The 21,320-nt window shown below is 60.7% G+C and carries 16 protein-coding genes and 1 pseudogene; 9 read left to right on the top strand and 8 right to left on the bottom strand.

What is annotated here, in order from left to right:
- The first annotated feature begins 21 nt into the window (after nt 1-21).
- Nucleotides 22-891 (top strand): endonuclease/exonuclease/phosphatase family protein, encoded by an 870-nt coding sequence (locus IPI01_06915; protein ID MBK7257522.1) that lies wholly within the window; start codon nt 22-24, stop codon nt 889-891.
- On the opposite strand, the gene IPI01_06910 is transcribed toward IPI01_06915, so the two are convergent.
- On the bottom strand, nt 878-1,786 hold the full coding sequence (locus tag IPI01_06910; protein MBK7257521.1) for a cation transporter: 909 nt from the start codon (nt 1,784-1,786) through the stop codon (nt 878-880). The two genes, IPI01_06915 and IPI01_06910, sit on opposite strands and share 14 nt — an antisense overlap.
- A 314-nt stretch (nt 1,787-2,100) precedes the next feature.
- Here IPI01_06910 and IPI01_06905 point away from each other — a divergent pair, with 314 nt between their 5' ends.
- The gene (locus tag IPI01_06905; GenBank protein MBK7257520.1) at nt 2,101-6,108 is read left to right on the top strand and encodes a chitobiase/beta-hexosaminidase C-terminal domain-containing protein; all 4,008 of its coding nucleotides are present in this window, start codon (nt 2,101-2,103) and stop codon (nt 6,106-6,108) included.
- A 223-nt stretch (nt 6,109-6,331) separates the two neighbouring features.
- Complete coding sequence (locus IPI01_06900) at nt 6,332-7,306, top strand: c-type cytochrome (GenBank protein MBK7257519.1); 975 nt, start codon at nt 6,332-6,334, stop codon at nt 7,304-7,306.
- 183 nt (nt 7,307-7,489) lie between these two features.
- On the opposite strand, the gene IPI01_06895 is transcribed toward IPI01_06900, so the two are convergent.
- Nucleotides 7,490-8,416 carry an alpha/beta hydrolase gene (locus IPI01_06895; GenBank protein MBK7257518.1) on the bottom strand — a complete coding sequence of 309 codons (927 nt, stop codon included), beginning with the start codon at nt 8,414-8,416 and terminating at the stop codon, nt 7,490-7,492.
- Between the two features lie 77 nt (nt 8,417-8,493).
- Here IPI01_06895 and IPI01_06890 point away from each other — a divergent pair, with 77 nt between their 5' ends.
- From IPI01_06890 to IPI01_06880, 3 genes are all read left to right on the top strand, one after another.
- Nucleotides 8,494-9,438: a patatin-like phospholipase family protein gene (locus IPI01_06890; protein MBK7257517.1), complete on the top strand. Its 945-nt coding sequence runs from the start codon at nt 8,494-8,496 to the stop codon at nt 9,436-9,438.
- A gap of 12 nt (nt 9,439-9,450) precedes the next feature.
- Nucleotides 9,451-10,017 (top strand): isoprenylcysteine carboxylmethyltransferase family protein, encoded by a 567-nt coding sequence (locus IPI01_06885; GenBank protein MBK7257516.1) that lies wholly within the window; start codon nt 9,451-9,453, stop codon nt 10,015-10,017.
- 88 nt (nt 10,018-10,105) lie between these two features.
- Nucleotides 10,106-10,495 carry a cupin domain-containing protein gene (locus tag IPI01_06880; GenBank protein ID MBK7257515.1) on the top strand — a complete coding sequence of 130 codons (390 nt, stop codon included), beginning with the start codon at nt 10,106-10,108 and terminating at the stop codon, nt 10,493-10,495.
- 163 nt (nt 10,496-10,658) lie between these two features.
- Here the strand turns inward: IPI01_06880 and IPI01_06875 are convergent, their stop codons facing one another.
- Entirely contained in the window at nt 10,659-11,345 is a 687-nt protein-coding gene (locus tag IPI01_06875) for a RibD family protein (protein MBK7257514.1), read from the bottom strand.
- Nucleotides 11,346-11,598: 253 nt separating this feature from the next.
- On the opposite strand from IPI01_06875, the gene IPI01_06870 reads away from it, so the two are divergent.
- Nucleotides 11,599-12,780 carry a hypothetical protein gene (locus IPI01_06870; GenBank protein ID MBK7257513.1) on the top strand — a complete coding sequence of 394 codons (1,182 nt, stop codon included), beginning with the start codon at nt 11,599-11,601 and terminating at the stop codon, nt 12,778-12,780.
- A gap of 30 nt (nt 12,781-12,810) precedes the next feature.
- Nucleotides 12,811-14,043, top strand: a complete 1,233-nt coding sequence (locus IPI01_06865; protein ID MBK7257512.1) for a hypothetical protein — start codon at nt 12,811-12,813, stop codon at nt 14,041-14,043.
- Between the two features lie 209 nt (nt 14,044-14,252).
- Here the strand turns inward: IPI01_06865 and IPI01_06860 are convergent, their stop codons facing one another.
- The 3 genes and pseudogenes from IPI01_06860 to IPI01_06850 form a co-directional block, all read right to left on the bottom strand.
- Nucleotides 14,253-14,807: a dihydrofolate reductase family protein gene (locus IPI01_06860; protein MBK7257511.1), complete on the bottom strand. Its 555-nt coding sequence runs from the start codon at nt 14,805-14,807 to the stop codon at nt 14,253-14,255.
- Nucleotides 14,808-14,882: 75 nt separating this feature from the next.
- Nucleotides 14,883-15,463: pseudogene (locus IPI01_06855) on the bottom strand (dihydrofolate reductase family protein).
- Between the two features lie 69 nt (nt 15,464-15,532).
- Nucleotides 15,533-15,967: an SRPBCC domain-containing protein gene (locus IPI01_06850; GenBank protein MBK7257510.1), complete on the bottom strand. Its 435-nt coding sequence runs from the start codon at nt 15,965-15,967 to the stop codon at nt 15,533-15,535.
- A 174-nt stretch (nt 15,968-16,141) separates the two neighbouring features.
- Here IPI01_06850 and IPI01_06845 point away from each other — a divergent pair, with 174 nt between their 5' ends.
- Entirely contained in the window at nt 16,142-17,134 is a 993-nt protein-coding gene (locus IPI01_06845) for a helix-turn-helix domain-containing protein (protein MBK7257509.1), read from the top strand.
- A gap of 78 nt (nt 17,135-17,212) precedes the next feature.
- Here IPI01_06845 and IPI01_06840 read toward each other — a convergent pair whose 3' ends face one another.
- Both IPI01_06840 and IPI01_06835 read right to left on the bottom strand, forming a co-directional pair.
- Nucleotides 17,213-17,803 (bottom strand): class I SAM-dependent methyltransferase, encoded by a 591-nt coding sequence (locus IPI01_06840; protein MBK7257508.1) that lies wholly within the window; start codon nt 17,801-17,803, stop codon nt 17,213-17,215.
- A gap of 680 nt (nt 17,804-18,483) precedes the next feature.
- Nucleotides 18,484-21,048: a carbohydrate binding family 9 domain-containing protein gene (locus tag IPI01_06835; protein MBK7257507.1), complete on the bottom strand. Its 2,565-nt coding sequence runs from the start codon at nt 21,046-21,048 to the stop codon at nt 18,484-18,486.
- Between the last annotated feature and the right edge of the window lie 272 nt (nt 21,049-21,320).

Below are 21,320 nucleotides of genomic sequence, written 5' to 3'. Positions count from 1 at the left end.
ACCCTTCCATGGAGGAATGTCTTGCGATCCCGGCCACTGCTGTTGTCTTTCCTGGTTCTTGCCTCTCTCTCCACGCCCCTGGCGCAACATACTGCCGCGCCGTTGCGGGTGATGACGTGGAACATCCGGTACGATAACCCCGCTGATGGCGTCCACGCCTGGCCCCTGCGCAGAGAGGAACTCCTCTCCGCTGTCATATCTCAACGCCTCGATGTGCTGTGCATCCAGGAGGGACTCAAGCATCAGGTCGGTTACCTGAGGGACGGCCTGACCGGATTCGATGTCCGGGGTGTCGGGAGGGATGACGGCAAGGAGCAGGGAGAATATGCGGCGATCTACTTCCGGACGTCCCGATTCACATGCGGAGATGCCGGCACGTTCTGGTTGTCGCCCACGCCGGAGGTGCCATCCAAAGGATGGGATGCCGCACTGCCGCGGATCGTTACCTGGGTCAGACTGTACGATTCACTCGCGCGGGCCGACGTCTTCGTCTTCAACACCCACTTCGACCATCAGGGCGTGGTGGCGCGGGAACAGAGTGCCGGGCTGATCCGTGAGAAGGTCCGGGCCATTGCCGGCACATCAGCGTTCGTGCTGACCGGGGATTTCAATGCCGGGGAGAAGGACTCGTGCTACCGGATCCTCGTCTCGCGGCTGGGGCTCCCGCCATTCTTCAATGATGCGATGCACCATGCACTTGTTCCGCATGCCGGCCACCGGGTGAGCTACACGGGTTTTCCGTTCGTTTCGGACATTCCGCGGGAACGTATCGATTTCATCTTCGTGAATGATGCTGCGCAGGTCCGCCGGCATGCAATCCTCGATGCACGGCGGGAACCGGGCTACATTTCTGATCATCTGCCGGTCGTGGCGGATCTCATCCTGCACTAGGCCGGGTGACTGTCGGCTGTGGCCCGGGTTCCATGTGCACGATCACAGTGGCTTTCGGAAGCGCCCGGCAGAGGTCACGTTCGATCTCGACCACCAGGTCGTGGCCCCGGGTGACCGTCCAGTCGCCCGGCAGGCGCACATTGAACGCGATGAATTGTTCGGCGCCGGACTGTCTGGTGCGGAGCGCACTATACACGGCCCCGCGCGGCGCGTAGGAATCCAGGACCGCGCGGAGCGCAGCCTGGTCCTCCGGGCCGATCGCAGAATCCATCAGTCCCACCACCGAAGCACGAACGATCTTCACGCCAGTCCAAACGATGTTGGCGGCCACGATCAGAGCGATGATCGGATCCAGGATGTTCCATCCTGTCAGGACCACGGCGGAAACCCCTACCAGAACACCTCCCGAGGTCCAGACGTCGGTCATCAAGTGATGGGCATCCGCTTCGAGGGTGATGGAGTGGAAGCGCTTTGACGCCTGAAGGAGCGACCGCGAAACAACGAGGTTCACCACCGACGCGACAACGGACACGGCGAGCCCGATCCAGACCTGCTCGATGGGTTGCGGCGCGAGGAGACGGGGGATGGCTGTTGCTGCAATGCTCGCCGCTGCGACCAGTATCAGTACGCCCTCGGCGCCACTCGAAAAATATTCCGCCTTGCTATGACCGAAGGCGTGGTCCGCATCGGCGGGGCGCGATGCTACGGTCAGCATCGCAAGAGCGATCACCGCACCGGCAAGATTGACGAACGATTCCAGCGTATCCGACAAAAGGCCGACCGAGCCTGTAAGCAGGTAGGCGATCGATTTGAGCGTGATCGTCGTGATGGCTGCGCCGATGGACAACCATGCGAAACGCACAGGCGAACCTGTTGCTGGCCGGGTTGATGTCATCCGTTCGCTGTCCCTGCGGTTTGTGGAAAATTTCTGCTTCGGTCCGGGATATCGGCAGGCCGATCGTTCTATGATCGCGTCCCGGCCGCCACCTGCTTACCCTGAACGCTGGACCGTCACCCTTCCAAGATACGCCACAATCGTGAGAATGTCGAATGCGCGCGTCTTTCCTGAATGAAACGCCAGCCATTGAATCATACTCTCCACATTGGTACATTGAACGTCCGGAACGGTCCGTCCCCCTCCCGTCGCGTCTCCCTGAAACGACAGAGACCGATCCCGGCAAGCCGGATCCACCATATCAAGCGAGACCTATGAACCATCTGCACCTGCTCCCGCGCCTTCTCCTGCTCCTGTTGATGAGCTGCACATCCCTGCTTGCCCAGTCTTCCGGCGCGGCCGGATCGATCGGCGCTGCCCCGGGTGACCTGACCAGGGACACCACTCTCTATACGATGGGCTACAGCCATCTCGATACCCAATGGCGTTGGGATTACGAGACGACCATCCGGAAGTACATCCTTTCGACGATGGTGGACAACTTCCGGCTGCTGGACAAGTATCCCGGCTACACCTTCAATTTCACCGGCGCGAACCGGTACATCATGATGAAGGAATACTATCCGGCCGAATATGCACGGGTGAAAGCCTACGTCGCGGCCGGGAGGTGGTTCCCCGCCGGGTCATCCCTCGAGGAAGCCGATGCGTTGGTCCCGTCAGCAGAGTCGCTCATCAGGAATATCCTCTACGGTAACAGGTTCTTCCGCCAGGAATTCGGCAAGGTGAGCAACGAATACATGGTGCCCGACTGTTTCGGGTTCCCGGCTTCGATGCCTTCCATCTTCACCCACGCCGGATTGAAAGGCTTCTCGACCCAGAAACTCACCTGGGGCTCCGCCGTGGGTGTCCCTTTCAACTTCGGTCTGTGGGAAGGAACGGATGGATCGACGGTCATCACGTCATTGAATCCGGGAGAATATGTCGGCACGGTGAAGGAAAATCTGAGCACGAGCCCGACGTGGCGCACGCGGCTGCGTGAGAACGGTGTCAGGTCCGGGATCGTGGCGGACTATATGTATTTCGGCACCGGTGACATCGGCGGGGCACCGGGAGAAGAGACGGTGCAGTGGGTGGAGAAGAGCATCGCGGGTCCGGGCCCGGTCCGCGTCCTCTCCGCCCCCGCATCACGCTTCTTCGATGACGTCGGTGCGACGACGAAGGCCCACCTGCCGCGATACAAGGGCGAGCTCCTTCTGACGAACCACTCCGCTGGATCGCTCACGTCGCAGTCGTACCTGAAGCGGTGGAACCGGAAGAATGAACTGCTGGCGAGTGCTGCTGAGGCATCCTCGGTGGTGGCCGACTGGCTGGGTGGTGTGGCGTATCCCGCGGAGCAATTCCGGGAAGCGTGGCGGCTTGTGGTTGGTGCGCAATTCCACGACGTGCTCGCCGGCACCTGCACGCCCCGCGCATATGAATTCTCATGGAACGATGAGGTCCTCGCGCTCAAGCATTTCGCCGCAGGGACGATCGATGCCGTCGGCGCAGTATCCCGTGGCATGGATACACAGACGACCGGCATCCCGGTGGTGGTGTTCAACGCGCTTTCGATCCCGCGCGAAGATATCGTCGAGGCGACCATTGCTGTTCCGGCAGGTTCACCGGCGCACGTGCGTGTGTACGGCCCCGATGCCAAAGAGGTGCCATCGCAGACTCTCGCAACCACCGGCGCGAACCGCACGATCGTCTTCGCTGCCCGCATCCCCTCCATCGGATTCAGTGTGTATGAAGTGCGTCCTTCGGCCACTCCCTGCGCGATGCAAACGGGGTTGAGCGTGAAGGTGGGCTCGGTCGAGAACCGCCGCTACAAGGTCACCCTGAATGCCGCCGGCGATGTTGCATCGATCTACGACAAGAAACTCGGCAAGGAGTTGCTCGCTGCCCCGCACCGGTTGGAGTTCCGGTATGAACGCCCGCAGGAATGGCCGGCGTGGAATATGGATTGGGAAGACCGGCAGAAACCTGCCGTGGGGTATGTCGACGGCACGCCTACGGTACGCATCGTTGAGGACGGTCCGGTCCGTGTGGGCCTTGAGGTCGCGCGAGAATCGCGCGGGTCACGGTTCACCCAGCAGATCCGCCTGACCACCGGTGGCAGCGGCGACCGGGTGGAGTTCAAGACCCGCATCCACTGGTTCACACCTACGAGTTCGTTGAAGGCGGCGTTCCCGCTGACCGCTTCGAACCCGCTTGCCACATACAACACCGGTGTGGGTGCGATCCAGCGTGGGAACAACGACCCGAAGAAATTCGAAGTACCGTCGCACCAATGGTTCGATCTCACGGACAAGAGCGGTGACTACGGGGTCTCCATCCTGGAAGATTCGAAGTTCGGTTCGGACAAGCCATCGGACACTACCGTGCGGCTGACCCTCCTTTTTACGCCGGGAGTCCGCGGTGGATACCGGGACCAGGCGACACAGGACTTCGGCATCCACGACATGGTGTATGCCGTTGCCGGCCATCAGGGCGATTGGCGTACGGGGGCAACCCAATGGCAGGCGGCCCGGTTGAATCAGCCGTTGCTTCCATTCCAGGCGCCGCGGCACAAGGGGCCGCTGGGCAAAACGATGGCGTTCCTCAGCACGAATGATCCCGCCGTCGCGGTTGTTGCCCTGAAGAAAGCAGAAGACGAGGAGGCGATCATCGTCCGCCTGCTCGAGACCACGGGCAAGCCTGCGAAGAATGTGCGCGTCACATTCCCGTCGGGGGTCGCGAGTGCCCGCGAAGTGAACGGACAGGAGCAGCCACTCGGCGAGGCGCGGGTGGAACGCGGGGCGCTCGTGTGCGATCTGGGGGCGGATCAACTGCGGGCGTTTGCGGTGTCGCTCAAGCAGCCCAAAGCCGGACTCTCGCTGCCCGTGTCGCGTTCTCTTGCGTTGCCGTACAATGCGGATGTCATGAGCGTGAAGGGGAAGAAGGATGATGGTCAGGTCGGACGATCGGGCGCATCGTTCCCCGCGGAGCTGATGCCCGGCAAGGTCATCAGCGGCGGGATCGCGTTCACGCTCGGGTCCAACAAACCGGACGTGCCGAACGCCGTTGTGTGCCGTGGACAGTCACTCGATATTCCTGCAGGCGAGTTCAACAGATTGTATCTCCTTGCAGCGTCGTCGAAAGGCGGAGAGGCAGCGTCGTTCCTCGTGGACGGCAAGCCTGTCCGGGTGAACGTTGGTGGCTGGAGTGGCTTCATCGGCCAGTGGGACAATCGTATCTGGGATGGTTTCGTCAAGAAGGAAACGGACTACACGTGGGATGGCATCGTGTACGAGGGGCTGAATCCCGGGTACATCACGCCGGGCACGGTTGCCTTGCACACCACGCACCGCCATCTCGCCGGCGGCGAGGACGACCCGTACGCCTTCACGTATCTGTACAGGGTATCGATCGATCTTCCGCGCGGTGCCCGCACAGTGACGTTACCCGGCAGCGAGAGCATCATGGTGCTTGCGGCCACGGTGGCACAGAACGAGAATGACGCGACCGTTCCCGCGGCGGCGCTCCATGACACGTTGAACATCCCGGCAGAGGAGTATGCCCGGTTCCAGATGACGCCAAAGCCACACTTCTCTCCGGAAGGTTGCATCGTGGATGCGGGTGCGCAGATCAGCATCGCTGCGCGCGATGCGAACACGGATATCTATTATACGGTCGATGGCACGGTCCCGACAGAGCGGTCCACAATGTACACCGCCCCGGTACGCATCGAGCGGACGACCACGGTGAGTGCGATCGCTGTTGCACGAGGGAAGAACCCGAGTACCCCGGTGACGACGAAGTTCTACACTGCCTATCCCATCGTCAGTGCAGCATACCAGTCGCACTACTCGCCGAAGTACCGCGGGGCCGGGGATAGCACGTTCATCGATGGCATGCGGGGCAGTCCGGCGTATGCGAACGCGGCGTGGCAAGCCTTCGAAGGCGAAGACATTGCGGTCGTCCTCGACCTCGGCACCGTCCGGCCGGTCCACGCCGTCACCGTCGGCTGCCTGAGCGAGAACGGCAGTTGGATCTTCTATCCGGTGTCGATCTCCGTGGCTGTGTCGACGGACGGAACGACCTATGGCAAGGAAGTAACGCGTGAGCTTGGCGTGCCGGCCGCAGCGACCGACGGCGGTATCCAGGATATCCCCGTGCAGGTCGGCGGCGTGCAAGGACGATATGTCCGGATCACCGCAAAGAATATCGGTTCCTGTCCGCCGTGGCATCCCGGCGCAGGGGGCAAGGCCTGGATCTTTGCCGATGAGATCATCATAGAGTAGGACGGGATCCCTGCCGGGAGACCTTCTGCAGGAGTTTTGCGTTAACGGAGTGGGGGCGGTTCCGAGTCCGGAACCGCCCCCCCGTCTTTCCAGGTGCAACAAAATGGGCGTGTCGGTCGTAAGGTAGGACACGCGTGCAACGCGTCGATCGTTCTTTCACATCAGGCCGGGCTCTTCTCTGGGGGCGGCCTTCATACATACACTATCCCGGGAGGGCAGGCAGATGAAGCGTTGGAAATCGTACGTAAAGTGGACAGGGATAAGCGTTGGCTCGGTGGCCGCGTTGTTCGTGGTGGCCGTGTACGCGCTGCAATACCGCACCTATGAAGCGCCGTATCCGCAGATCGTGGCAAGCAACGATAGTGTGGTGATCGCCCGTGGCCGTCACCTTGTGTATGGACCTGCTCACTGCAATTTCTGTCATGGATCGTGGGACGAGCTCCCCAGGATCATGGCAGGTGAGACCATCGATCTGAAGGGTGGCAACGCGTTCACCCTGCCGTTCGGGATCATCCGCACGCCGAATATCACATCGGACCGGGAGACAGGCATCGGTGCATTCAGCGACGGAGAGATCGCCCGGTCACTCCGGTTCGGCGTGGATCGTGAGGGCCATGCGCTCTTTGATTTCATGCCATTCCATAACCTCAGCGATGAGGACCTGACAGCCATTGTGTCGTATCTGCGGACGCTCCCGCCGGTGAAGAACACTGTAGAACGGCGCGATATCAATTTCGCCGGCAAGGCGGTCAACGCGTTCCTCATCAGGCCGGTCGGCCCGGACGGCACGCCGCCGGCTACCGTACCTCCCGACTCCACTGCTGCCTACGGCAAATACCTCGCTCATTCTGTCGCCAACTGTGTCGGATGTCATACGGACCGTGATATGAAGACGGGCGCGTTCATCGGTAAGCCGTTCGCCGGAGGACTTGAGATGGGGTCGGACCTCGTTCCGGGCCTGATGTTCACCACCCCCAATATCACGCCTGACGAAGCGACGGGGAAGATGGCGCTATGGGATGAGGAGTCGTTCATTCTGCGGTTCCGGGCAGGATCTCTGGAGGAGGGGACGGTGATGCCCTGGGGTGCGTATGGAAACATGAGCGACCTCGAACTGAAGGCTCTCTACCGGTATCTCAAGACTGTGACGCCGGTGCGGAACGAGGTCAAGCAGATCGTATGGAGGAAGGAAGGATAAGGGGCACAGCTCTGCGAAGAGCTGCCAGTGCCAGGACCGCCGAGGCCCGTCGCCCAATGAAGGGACGGGCCTCGCGTCATTCTGTGACGTCCCGATGAGATGCCGTTGCGGGGAACTCATTCCATCGGGGGGCATGCCGGTACCCCGTGCTCCGCAGAGCGTCCGGCGCGGAGCTGAGGCGGGTTACTCGAGCATGCCGTGCATGCGGAGCCAGGCAATGCAGAGCGGTGGCCAGCCACGCTCCGTGGTCGTTCGCGTTGTCGCGAGTCCGTAGCCGTGGCCGCCGCGCTCGAAGACATGCAGCTCTGCCGGGACGTTGTTCTTCTTCAGAGCCTGAATGTACCGCAGGCTGTTCTCAAGGATGACGACACCGTCATCGGTGGAATGGACCACGAAGGCGATCGGCGTTTCCGGCGTTACGCGCAGTTCGTTCGAAGAGCGGTCGACCAGCTGTTGGTCCGGATCATTCCCGAGGAGATTCCTCCGCGAGCCGTTGTGGGTCACCCCGGTCTGCATGGAAATGACCGGATACATCAGGATCGAGAAGTCGGGGCGTGCGCTGGTGGTGTCCGACGCGTACACCTTCTCTGCGAAGCGGGTAGAAGCACTTGCCGCAAGATGGCCCCCGGCGGAGAATCCCATTACCCCGATGCGGTGCGGATCCAGATGCCATGCGGAAGCATGACGCCGCGTTATCCGGATGGCTTCTTGCACATCCTGCAGCGGCCCGACGGTCTTGTCCACCATCGCTGAATCGCTCGGGACGCGGTATTTGAGCAGGATGCACGTGATCCCGGCATCGTTGAGCCAGGCAGCGATCTGGGTCCCCTCATGGTCCATGGCGAGCCGGATATACCCTCCGCCAGGGCACACAACAACAGCGGTTCCGTTCGCTTTTGTTTTCTCGGGGATGTAGACCGCGATGGTGGGGTCCGCGATCCTCAGGGTCCGCTCGGCCCCTGTTTCTATCTTAATGGTTTCCTCTGTATATTGCGGGTGGTGGACCGCACCGGGGACCCCTTCGGGCCACACCTTCAGCAATTGCGGTTGAGAGTACGCCGATCCGGCGAAAAAGTTGGCGAGGACGAGGAAAAGGACAGCGGGTCTCATGGACATCTCCGAGTATGATGGTCAACGCATCAAGATGATGAAAAAAATCATGAAAATCAGTACACCGATCGCAGACCATGCCTGCATCTGATGGAGGGATCACTCTGGTCCTCGGCAGCGGAGGCGCACGCGGGTTGGCTCACATCGGGGTGCTCAAGTGCCTCCAGGAGTATGGTGTTCCCGTCCGCGCCGTCGCGGGGACGAGCATCGGTGCATTCGTCGGGGGATTGTACGCGTCCGGTATGAGTGCGCTGGATATGGTGGAGGTGATCGTGTCGATGCATACCCTCCGCGTGACGAAGATCCTCCTTCCCGGCCTTTCGTCGTCCGGCCTCATCAGCGCCCCATCGGTCAGGAAGTTCGTTGCGAGCCTGACGGGACCGTGCCGCATCGAAGACCTCCCGATCCCGTTCAGGGCTGTTGCAACCGATCTGATGACGGGCGAAGGCATCGTGTTCGATCGGGGTCCGCTCGTGGAGGCCATTCTTGCCAGCATCGCGATCCCCGGGCTCCTTCAGCCGGTGTTGAATGATGGGCGGTATCTCATCGATGGAGGACTCTCGAATCCTGTGCCCGTGAGCGTTGCAGCCGGCCTCTCTTCCGGGCTGACCGTTGCCGTCGATGTCACACCGAATCCGAGCCGGTTGCGGGCGAGGATCGGCGAGCGCATTGCGAAGCGCGATGCCCCCGGAAAGCGTCGGGTGGTCCCGGCATGGCTCAATGAGGCGATGAAGGCCGGCCGGTATCCGCGCCTCAACCGGACCCTGCGAAGGGTCCCGGTCCGGTCAAGGACCCCCAGGAGTCCATACTATCCCACCGCGTTCCGGGTGTCCATGCAGGCGATCTCGATCAGCGCGCATAATCTCATCCAACTCCAGCTTCAGCGCACGCCCCCCGATCTGCTGATCGATCCGGCGGTGGAGGAATTCGATATGCTGGACTTTCACAAGGGAGCAGCTCTCATCCGGTGCGGCTATGACGCTGCCCGGGCGGCGATGCCGTCCCTTCTACGTCTTTTGTGAAAGGTGCGCAGTATGGAGACCTCGCTCGTCGTCATGGCAGTATCGATCCTCTGGATCTCCTCCGAGGTCATCCTCTCACAGGTGAAGCGGTCAGATGGGGGAGAGAAGAGCCTTGACCGCTCTTCGCTCCGCTTCTTGTGGATCGCGATCACGGTGGGAGTGACAGGTGGCATCGTGCTCTCCAAACAGCGAGTCGGCCATTGGGGTACGGATGCCACCGGAACGGGCATTGCCGGTCTGGTGCTCATCCTGTCGGGCATCGCGCTGCGTTGGTGCGCTATCATGTCACTGAAGCAACATTTCACTGTTGACGTGGCCATTGCGAAGGACCACCGGATCGTGAAGACGGGGCTGTACGGTGTCATCCGTCATCCGGCCTATGCAGGGACCCTGCTTTCGTTCTTTGGCCTTGGCGTCTATTTCATGAACTCTCTGAGCGTGCTTGTGATCATTGTGCCGATCGCCGCAGCATTTCTGTACAGGATCAGGGTGGAAGAGGAGGCACTCCTCGGTGCGTTCGGCGACGAATACCGGGTGTATCAAGCGGCGACGAAGCGATTGATCCCGGGGATCTATTGAACAACGGATGGTCCGATCAGAGGAGAAGATGATGAAGCCAAGACGTGTGGTGTACGCAGGCGTGATCATGATCGTCGCTGCAGTCGGCATGAACGCGCAGGATGCCGCTCATCCACCTTCGGCGCCGGCCAGGCATTTCACGCTGAACGAATGCGTGAGCGAATTCAGCCCGGCACGCATCGAGTCGACGAAGGCAGGGTATCAGTACTGGTTCGTGGGGAAGGAGTTCCTGGATGGCCGCACGCTGAAGATGAGTGTTGTCGGGCCGCATGCAGCGACGCACGCACCGCACAAGCACGCGGAGGATGAGTTCTTCTTCGTACTGGAAGGCACGGCGGAAGTGATCCTGAATGGCGAGACCCGCGTCGTGCGCCCGTACACGAGCTTCTACTGCCCGCCGGACTCACTTCACGGCATCCGCAATCCGGGCGACACGGAGTTGAAGTACCTCGTCATCAAGAAGTACGCGACGCCCTGAGGCCCCCAATGGGACGATCCCGGCAATGGATCGTGAACCTTCCTCCCCTCTCGATGGGTCCTGCAGATGTCGGATCTTCTCCTCACTGATGCCGGATGCATCCGGATCGATGACGCGGGCCCCTCGTCCGTGCATGCGCAGAACCGACGTAGACCCTCCGGCCCTACTTCTTGTTCAGGACCGTGTAGCGGAGCCAGAGGGTGCCGTTCTTCCGCTTCGTGACGGACGTCAGGCGCAGGGGAACGGCATGCGTGTGCTCCGGCCCCACGCCGTCGAACACTGTTGGGACTCCTGCCCGTCCGTCGATCCCGGGGATGAGCAGGAGACTGATCTCGTCGATGAGCCGGGCCTGCATGAAGCCTCCGTTGATGTGTCCACCTCCCTCAAGAAGAAGCCGCTTGATCCCGAAGTGCTTCCGGAGAAGGCGTACCGCTTTTCCGAGATCCACCCCTATCCCTCCCGTGACGATGTAGGAGATCTTCTTCTTCCTCAGGTCCGCAAGGTACTCCAGAGTCACGCGTTCACTCGTGATACAGAGGAGATGGTCCCCATCGATGTCATTTCCTGCCCACGGAAGTGTTCCCCTGGTGTCGACCGCGATGGCATAGGAGCGTGCGCGCGTTGCGACATGGACCGATGGGGAAGCGGCTTGCTTGCGGGAGCGGGGAGTGAAGCGCCGTTTCTCCGCGAAGTGCATCTGCATGGTGGTCCTCCCGCAGATCCATGCATCGCCGCGGAGTGAGGCCCCGGTGCGCTCGTATTCGCCCTTCCCCATGAGGGAGGCAAGGGTGGAGCCGTCGATCCGGCCGTCAATGGATGAGGCCATGTGGCAAATAATATGTGGGCGCATCGGATCATCCCCCGGTGTGTGAAGTGTCGTGTGAGCGATCTCTACCAAGATAACGATTCTACGATCGTGCAACCACCCCTCCGGGGCGGCAGATCTGCCGTCTCCACATTGCGTGACCACGGTGCCCGGGCGAGATCCCTCCAAAAGCGCCCAAAATGGGTGCTGGGAGTGGGTCCGGGGAAGCGGGGGACCATTGACATGAGAGCGCGATTCACGTATCTTCGTTGTACCACTTCAATCCCGTGAGATCACCATGACCCTGCGAAAGTCTGCGTTCGCCGCAGTATGTCTTCTTATCATCGCGTCAAGTGCCGCTGCGGGCCAATCCAAGTTCTATCAGTATTATTCCGATGGGATGGACTACGTCGAGAAGAAGGATTGGCTCCGGGCGATCCAGGAATTCCGCAGTGCCATGTCCCTGGAATTCGAGGATGCCTCCCGCAAGCGCACCTACGGGACGCGGTTCATCGAGTATTTCCCTCATCGAGAGATCGGCGTCTGTCACTATTTCCTTGGCGAGAACCAGGCAGCATTGAAGGAACTCGAACTCTCGGCGGCATACACGTCGAGTGAACGGGCGAGCGAGTATATCGATCTGATCCGGGGGACCGGTCCGGCCCCTCTGGCGACGAAGCCAGGGAAACCGTCGCGGACCCGCACGGAGGACGACACTGCCGACCGTTCGCGCATGGAAACGAATCGGACGGGGACGCTCCCCGTGGGAGCGCTGACCTACGATCCGTCCAGGGTCACACAGGTTGGTTCACGCCTTGGCGTGGGCGTCATCCCCATCACCCTGAAGGGCGATCTGGAACAGTATGGGGATGCGCTCACCGACAAGATGGTGACCCAGCTCGTCAACCTCCGCCGGTTCAAGGTGATCGAACGTGCAGCGCTCGACAAGGTTCTCTCGGAGCAACAGTTGCAGGTCTCCGGGGCCGTGGATGAGGCAACGGCCGTGCAGGTAGGCAAGATCGCAGGTGCTGACGCGATCATCCTCACGTCGGCCATTCAATCCCGTGACGGCGGCAAGGTGAGTGCGCGGATCATCGACACCGAGACCGGAGAGACCATCGTTGCGCGCAGCGAGCAGGTCGAGGGCTCCGACGTCGAGGATTTTGAGAAGGCGGTGGATGCGCTCGCGATCATGATCTACAATGAACTGCCGATCGTTGAAGGGTTCATCGTCAGTCTGGAAGGCGATACGTTCTACGTCGATGTGGGTTCGCTCAAAGGCGTGCGCAAAGGATCGAAATGCGTCGCGTTCCGCGAAGGGAAGGAGATCAAGCACCCATCCACCGGTGAGGTCCTTGGCCATCAGGTGACCAAGCTCGGCGAATTGGTGGTGGTGCAGGTGCAGCAGAAGGTTGCGCAGGTGCGCGTCGTGGACAAGGAACAGGCGATCAAGGTCGGCGACAAGATCGTAGTGAAATAATCCTCATTCCCCCTCATCCCAGGAGAGCGTATGCAGGTCCGCATGATACTCATTGTTGTCGCACTGTCGATCCTCGTGGCATTGCCTGCCGTTGCGCAGGAAGATTGGAACGTCACGGGCGCCGGCGCGCGCGCAGAGGGCTTGGGTGGTGCATTCATCGGGTTGGCGGATGATGCCACGGCGATCTCGTGGAACCCGGCAGGACTCGGACAGCTCGAGCGTTCGGAGTTCTCGGTGGTCGGACGGTGGATCGGCGAGCAGTTCAAGTATGAGAACCCGACCCGCCCGGCGGTGAACTACTCGATCAACCAGTCGCATTTCACGTACAACTTCGCAAGTATCGCGTTCCCCTTGCATGCCGGCAAGATCAACATCGTCCCTGCCGTTGCGTTCCAGAAGCAACTCGACAGCTTTCAGAAGTATGATGTGAATGACGAGGAGTACGAATCGAATGGTGGCGCCAACACCCTGACCCCGGGCATCGGCATCAAGCTGCATCCGATGATCTACGTGGGCGGCACGGCGAATATCTGGCTGGGCAACTTCGACAATAAGACCACGACCAAGGGTACAACACCGTTCGGCTTCGATGAGAACAATGGCTCGTACAAAGGCCTGAATTTCACGGCAGGCCTGCTGATCGACTTTGAAGGAATGAAGACCCCGGTGCCGATCAAGGTCGGGGCGACCGTGCGGACACCCTTCGATCTGAAGGTGGAGGGCGACTACAAATGGAGCACCGGTACGCGGGTGGATGAGCAGGGGAGCTTCGAGAATTCGGTCCAGGTCCCGCTCATGTTCGGCGTCGGTGCTTCTGGGCGCATCGGTGAGAATCTGACCATTGCGTTCGACTTCGAATCGCGGCTCTACGGTGACCGCAAACTGTACCGGAAGGGGCGGACCCAGGCGGGGATCGAGCGCCAGGACACGATCAAGTTGAGTGCCAGTGAGCAGGACCTGAATCAGATCCGCGTGGGCGCTGAGTATCTTATCGTGACCCGTGCAGGAGTCATCCCGGTGAGGGCCGGCTTCCATACGGTGCCAACACTGCGCGCCAACTGGGATGTCAATGATAAGCCCGATGGACAGGTCGCGGGCACAGGCTTCAGCGTCGGTACCGGTTTCATCGGCGGTGCGATAGCACTTGATGTGACCTATTCCCAGACGAGTTGGGAGCAGAAGTTCGCGATGACGGCAACGAATACCGCCACCAGTGAGTACCTTTCGCAGATGGTGAGCGTTTCGGCGATCATCTACTTCTGAGATCCCCCTGCAGTCCAGCCCACAGGCCGCCGGTATGATGTACCGGCGGCCTGTCTTCTTTCCCCCCTTCCCCCGGCGTGCAGGTCTCCGGTCCTGCAACGCGGATCGGCGGGGAGAACGTGATGCGATCCTGGAAACAGCGGACCAGTGCCTTCACGTGAAGTAACGCCCCCCCCGGGGTAGTGTCGCTCCTGGCAGGAGCGACCTGCTTACCGGGGTTGATACCGCAGGAGGACTACTCCGCTGGTGAACACTCTGTGTGACACGAGTCTCAGATCCACATGGTGTGTCAGGGCCTTCGCGATCGGCGTTCCTGATCCGATGAGCACCGGATCCACCATGATCTGATATTCATCGATGAGCCCGTGTTCCGCACACAGGGTAACGATGCTCCCGCTTCCGAGGATCGTGAGGGGGTCCTTCCCGTCCTTCTTCATCCGCTTGATCGCCCTGACCGGATCGGTGGCAATGAGCCTGGTGTTCTCCCATGCTGCCTTCTTCAACGTCCGGGAGAAGACGATCTTCTGCGATGCATTCATCCCGCGGGCCACGTCCGGCATGCTCTGCAACGCCATCGGGGTCGGCCACCAGGAGGCCATCATCTGGTAGGTCTTCCGTCCAAAGAGCAGCGTGCTCGGCGAGTTCGCCCCTTTGGCGGCATACTCCTGTTCTTCAGCACCATGTCTGTGCCACTGGATGTCTCCGCCCGGACCCTTGTAGGCGCCGTTCACTGTGATGAAGTTGAAGACGGTGAGCTGTGCCATGCACGGTGCCTTTCGGTGATAGGGAGTGAGAGAGTACGACGTCCATAGTGTCATGGACGAAGCCGCGTTGTCGGATCATCCGTTCATCAGAGGCCCGGAGACCTTGTAGGTGCTGAAGACGATCCCGGACGGGAAAGCCTTTGTGCTGACAAGCTCGAATGCACGTGCGGGGGTTCCCTCCGCGAAGAAGCGTTTTCCGGTGCCCAACAGGACGGGATAGACGATCAGCGTGACTTCATCCACCAACCCCTGTTCGAGCAACGTCGAAGTCAGCGTGGCGCTCCCCCAGAGGATAAGATCCGGACCGGCTAGCGACTTGATGCGGCGAACACTTGCAGCGGTATCCGGGCCAAGGCCCTCGAAGGGTCCCCATGCAAGACTCTCCGGATGCTGCGTGACGATGTACTTCGTTGCGGCATTGATGCCGTCCGCGATCGGGCTGGCCGGCGCGTGCGGCCAGTAGCCTGACCAGATATCGTACGTGCGACGGCCGAGCAGGAGATCGAACCTCCCCCCCTGCGCGGCAGTGACCGCATCCCGGCCAGCGGGACTCCGATAGGGGCGGTCCAGTCGCCATAGGGGAAATCGCTTGCTTCGCCGGAGATCTGGATCACACCGTCCAGCGAAATGTGTTCGAAGATCTTGAGAGCTCTCATGCGCTTCTCCGTGTCCCTGGTTGTCAACTGGTGGGTCTCGTCAGTTCCATGGTGCGCCCCGTCTGCCCATCAGCGTGCCGTGGCATCCTTCCCGCCCGCAGTCAGCGATATCATATGGCGAGAAAAATTGTCCAGGATAGCCTGCCAGCCGGCACGCTGCTGTTCCTCGGTATGCGTTTCTTCACTATCGAATGTCACTCTCACGGTGACGCCGGTCGGGCCATCAACGAACTCGACAACGCCGACGCGCCCCCCGAACGTGTATGCGATCCGTTGCAGGGGAATGATCGCGGTGTACTCTCCGGCAAAGTCAAAGCCGGACGAGCCATCTTTGGCCTCCATGCGGGAGGTGAACGTTCCACCCACGCGAAGATCAACCGCAGCGGCGGTTGTATGCCAATCCGGAGACGCTGCGTTCCAGGCCTTGATATCCTCCGGTGTCGTATAGGCGCGCCACACGTCAGCGAGCGGAGCTGCAATTGCAGTGGAAACAGTGATCTTCATGTGTCCTCCTCTTGATGATTGTGCCGGGTGATGCCGGCTATGTCGCAATGTGTCACTCTGGGGGCAATTGCGCAAGGTGCAAAAACGGCATTCTTGGGGGTTGAATGCGACACACGCGTTCGCTATACTTGCACTACCGTCACAACGTCCATCGCTTCGAGCAAGGTGCAGCCGATGAAACATCATGTGTCCATACTGTTGCCTGAAGGTGCAGCCGTCGTCGGTTGCATCGAGGGCGCACGCAAGACCTTTCTCCTCGCGAACACCTTCCTGGAGGGGCGGGGGGAACGGCCCCGCTTTGATGTCAACCTGGTGGCACTCACGAAGGTTCCCCGGACCTATGATGGGGTGTTCGCTGTGCAGCCCGATGCTTCGGTACGGTCGGTGTCGCACACGGACCTTATCATCATTCCTCCGGTGAACGGGGATATGGAAGAGGTCGTAACGAACAACAGTCCGTTCTTTCCGTGGATCCGGTCACAGCATGAACAGGGGGCCGAAGTTGCGAGCCTGTGCGTGGGTGCGTTCCTCCTCGCGGGGACAGGGCTGCTTGATGGAAAGAAGTGCTCAACGCACTGGTCAGCGGACCAGCAGTTCCGCGCCATGTATCCGGAGGTGGACCTGGTATCGGACAGGGTGATCACTGACGAGAATGGCCTCTACTCCAGCGGCGGAGCGAACTCATTCTGGAATCTTCTGTTGTACCTCGTGGAGAAGTATGTGGACCGCCCTCTGGCTGTGCTCATCGCAAAGTACTATGAGATCGAGATCGACCGCGTGAGCCAGGCGTCTTACTTCATGTTCAAGGGACAGAAGGGACATGAGGATGTTGCCGTCCGGAAGGTCCAGGAGTATATCGAGCGGAACGTGCAGAAGCGCGTCACCGTGGCCTCCCTTGCGGACATGGTCGCCCTCAGCCGGCGGAATCTGGAACGCCGGTTCAAGAAGGCGACGTCCAACACGGTCGTGGAGTACATGCAACGGGTGAAAGTGGAATCTGCGAAGATGCATCTCGAGCGGTCACGGGCGGGCATCACCGAGGTCATGGAGCGGACGGGGTACACCGACACCAAAGCATTTCGTACGACCTTCAAGAAGATCACCGGCCTGTCGCCGGTGCAGTACCGGGCGAAGTACGCCCGGGCGGCTCCGGCAAAAATGGCTTGACCGGGGGGAGACCCTCCCGGCCGAATGCAGGATATCGAACGGACGGCAGAGTCACCAACGCGTGCCCGGTCCGTGCGGTCAGACCGCAGGGTGAATGCTGAACACGAAGTATGCGGCATAGGCGTTACGGGGTATGAGATGCGCCCATCCGATGGCCAGGCCCTTCTCCCCGGCCATGGCCTCGAACGCCCTGCGGATGGATCCTTCGGACAGCGCATCCGAAGATGCGAGCGGGATCCCGTAGAACTGTGCACGTGCCGCGCGATGAGCTTCTGTACCACATTCGGGGTATTGCTTCAGGAGCGCTGGATTCCTTTCCGCCATTATCGTGCAGACGATGACCCCCGTCTGTTGCCGTAGCAGGTTCAATGCCCAGGGGAAGAGATCGAAGACCTCCCAGTGATCTCCGGATTTTGGCGAAGCATCCAGCACGACAATGTCATACGACTCCGTCTCGACCTTGATCTGTTCGAAGGTATCGATCTGCACGACACGTGCCCCCGGGAACTGCTTCTTCAACTTCGCGATCTTCGCCGTCCCCCACTCCCAGAGCGACACGTGCGCGACCTGCCTGTGATAGTCGACCACCTGCATCTGACCATCACCTGCGAACGCCTCGAGAACCGTCAGGTCCTTGAGGCGGGTACCCTGTTGCTCGATGATCTTCATGACCTGCTGAATAGGAGACAAGTGCAACCAACGGCGCATGCTCCGATAGATGGATTTTAGCCACAGGACCACGGGGTGAACATGCGATCTCCCGGATCTGTTCTCGCGGAGGGAGGGGGGCCATCGTTTCAAACACGGAGAGGCGCAACACCGTGGGGACGGTGACCGCCTTCCTCTGCTGATCCGGGCCTGCATCCTGGCCGGCTCCGCGACCAGGCTGTGGGCCCTCAGTGACAACTGGAATTGAGCGAACCGGATCGGTATTGTTCACGTGCTACTCCGCAAGGAATTGGATCGATGGTTGACCTTCCCGATGTTCCCATCGAGGCTGATCAATGTGTAGCCCTGAAGACTTTTCGCTCTGAGGAGCACACGAGTGACCCTTTCGATCGCCGAGCATGATCGCGGTCCGCCATGGACATACTCCCAACGTCCTTCGTCTGGCCTGAGGGCTGCTGTATAATAGAGGAAACGCCACATTCGGGCATCGTCCGGAAGATTGAAAATGTAGTTAATCACTCGCATCACGGATGGGAAACGGGGAGCCCGGAAGTGGGGCAGACCGCCGGCAATGAGGCTTGAGGGGGGGGGGTGAACGCAATGCGCCCGCTGCCGGGCGGATCGAGCGAGGAAGAACTGACCGCCCGGATGGGCTAACATGCAGGGTGAACGGATGCTCCCTAGAGAGCGAACCAGTAGCTGAACTTCAGCATCACGACATTTTCTGGTGCAACAGATCGCAGGTTCCCCAGGGTTGTGCCGGCAGAGGGATCGCCCGGCATCTCGAAGGCAGTTCGGTCCTGCGACCAGACGAGATACACATTCGAGCCCGGCCGGAATTCCCAGCGTGCGACCAGGTTGGAGCGGAACTGACTGAACGCGAAGTCCGGATCCTGCACTGTTGAAGGATCGGCGACATACGTGAAGCGGTCTTCGTAGCGTTCGGCACGCGGCGCCGTGACGATCTTGAATCCGCTGAAGCGGCCCACGGAAGAGAATGGACTGCCATAGTATTGAATTGTCAATTCCGGCGTGATGCAGTAGTCCGCCCTGAGGGTTGCGATCACCGTGCGCTGGTCGACCCGCCCGAGGATGTATGTCGGCCCCCCGAAAGGATACTGCGTATCAACGTACTGCAACTCGTTCCTCATGCCCGCGAACTCCAAGCCCACCGAGACGCGCAACGTCTGGTGAGGGGTCACGGTCAGGGTCGGCTCCAGAGACCAGGCATTCCCACCTTCGTGTGTGGTCCATGAGGAGGAGGCATGGAGACTCCCGACGACCGTCGCGGATCCGTCCGTATGCGCATAGAGATTGCCGGACCAGGTCGAGGGAACGCGCATACCAGGCCCGCCGCGCAGGAGGCGCGTATCGATGCCCGCCGTTCTGTATTCGCCGTTCACCTCGAACCCCCATTGATTGAGGAATTGGAACTCACCATCGAGCGAGATCTCGGAGGAGTGGAATTCTCCACCAAAGTCCCATGTGTTGGCCTCGTTAAGTTTGAGCGAGTACGTGCGGAAGATCCCCGCCGGCTGGTTCAGGAAATAGGAAACGGAATTCTCCTGCACGATCACGTCCGCCTGTTGCATGAAGCCGAGATCGTTGATCTCCAGGCCGGGCGAGCGCCAGCGAATGCCCGTTGCATACCGCCACAGCCCCTTGCTGCCCTTGCCGACCCTGATACTCCCGCCATGGCCGGTCAGGGATGTGCGTGTGCCGTCGACACCGAGATACCCGGCGTCGGGACGCTGGAAGTAGCGCGCCGATGAACGTTGCAGCAGCTCTATCGCTGCGGTGCTCCCGTTGACGGCGCTTCCGATCAGGCGCACATCCAGGAAGTATTCCTTGTCTGCCCATTGGTGGAGCAGATCCAGCCCGCCGGTGAGTGCATTGCGCGGGAGGATCTCAAGCGCAGGATCATTGATGGCCCGGTTGACCATGCCCAGGGCACCACCGAGTATCGTCGCACTGTTGTTGTAGTCCTGCTGTATGCGGGCGAAGGTGTAGCTTGTCAGTGGTTCCACCGCCGCTTCGCGGCGGCTTCCTGCTGAATCGATGGTGGCAAATTCCCGGGCCGTCAGGCTCTGGAGGACGCCGACGGCGAGTCCGTCCGCGGTCTTGCCGCTCACCTTCACCGCGCTGAAGATGGTCGTGGTGCCGGGCATATCGACAGAGGCACCCTGCGGAACGGCGGGGGAATACGCGGGCGGGCGTCCGATCCGTCGGCTATAGAACAATGAGCCATCATCATAATCCACGTTGAAGATCGTCCGCCCTTCGAGGAAGAAGGGGCGGCGCTCGTCGTAGAAGGTCTCAAAGGCGGTGAGGTTCATCACCGATGGGTCCGCTTCCACCTGGCCGAAATCGGGATTGATGGTCACGTCCGCGGTGAAATTCGACGAGAGCCCGATCTTCGCATCGCCACCAACGCCGCCGAACCATTCCCGCCCGGAGGCGGTGAACGGGTTCCGGGGATCATGCGGATAGGTCTTCAGTCGCGTCACGACATAGGGCATGATCTCGATCCGTTGCGGGGCAGGAAGCCCCGCAAGTCCATGGAGTTCACCGAACAGGTAGAGCGCCCCGGGCCCGGTGGACGACTGCGGTTCCCAATCGCTCTCCTCCTGGAATCGGTCGATCCAACGCCACGCATGCATACCCCACACCTGGACGGAGTCGCTGCTATACCGCAACTGGCTGAGCGGGATCCTGTATTCCGCCGTCCAGGCGGAATCCTCGAAGCCGGTCTTGCCGAACCACACCGCGTTCCAGTTCACATCCCAGTTGGTGTTGGTGAGCACCAGGTCGATCTTCTGGCCGGCCGCCGTGAGGTTGAATTCGAACCCCGTCCTCCGGTCATGGTAACTATCAAAGTTGATACCGACCACATCGCCGATGAACTGGTCCCGCCTGCCGCGCCTGACGGTGATGTCCGAAGCGATGGTATCCACGGCGCGAATGGCGACATAGATGTTGTGGTCGTCATACAGGACTTTCAGGAATGTCGGTTGCGAGGGCTTTGCCCCTTCCCGGGGCAGCCACTGGACATAGTCGCCAGCCCACGTCCCGGCAGACCAGCACGCATCGCTCAGGGATCCATCGATCTCAGGGGGTGCCGTGGTCAGACGAACGGTTGTATAGGTGCGGGAAGGGGTGACCGCTGAACTGTCGGTTGCTCCAGCTTCCGCGGGGAGGATACTGGCGACTGCGAGGTGGATCAAAAACACGTGCAAGGACTTCATATGCTATGGTCTGTGGCGTTGCTCTGGGGGATGGACTCATATGATCGCCGGGCACGAGTGTCCGGCTCCGGGTCAGGTCTGCCCGGGGTGCTTCGAATGATGCTCGTTCGGGAGAGACACGACGAAGCAGCAACAATGTACAGAATCGTATCGATTGTTCCGAGAGGGCGGAAAAAAAGAACGCCCCGGGGTGCGGGGCGTCCGTCGGTCGGGGATCGTGCGGTTCCCCGACGATGAAGCTCGAGTGCAGAAAGATGCCCGGTACCGGGTCC

Source organism: Ignavibacteriota bacterium (assembly GCA_016707525.1).
Taxonomy (GTDB): domain Bacteria; phylum Bacteroidota; class Ignavibacteria; order UBA10030; family UBA6906; genus JAGDMK01.
The sequence above is the reverse complement of the archived record's forward strand: the minus strand, read 5'-3'. Positions and strand labels throughout refer to the sequence as shown.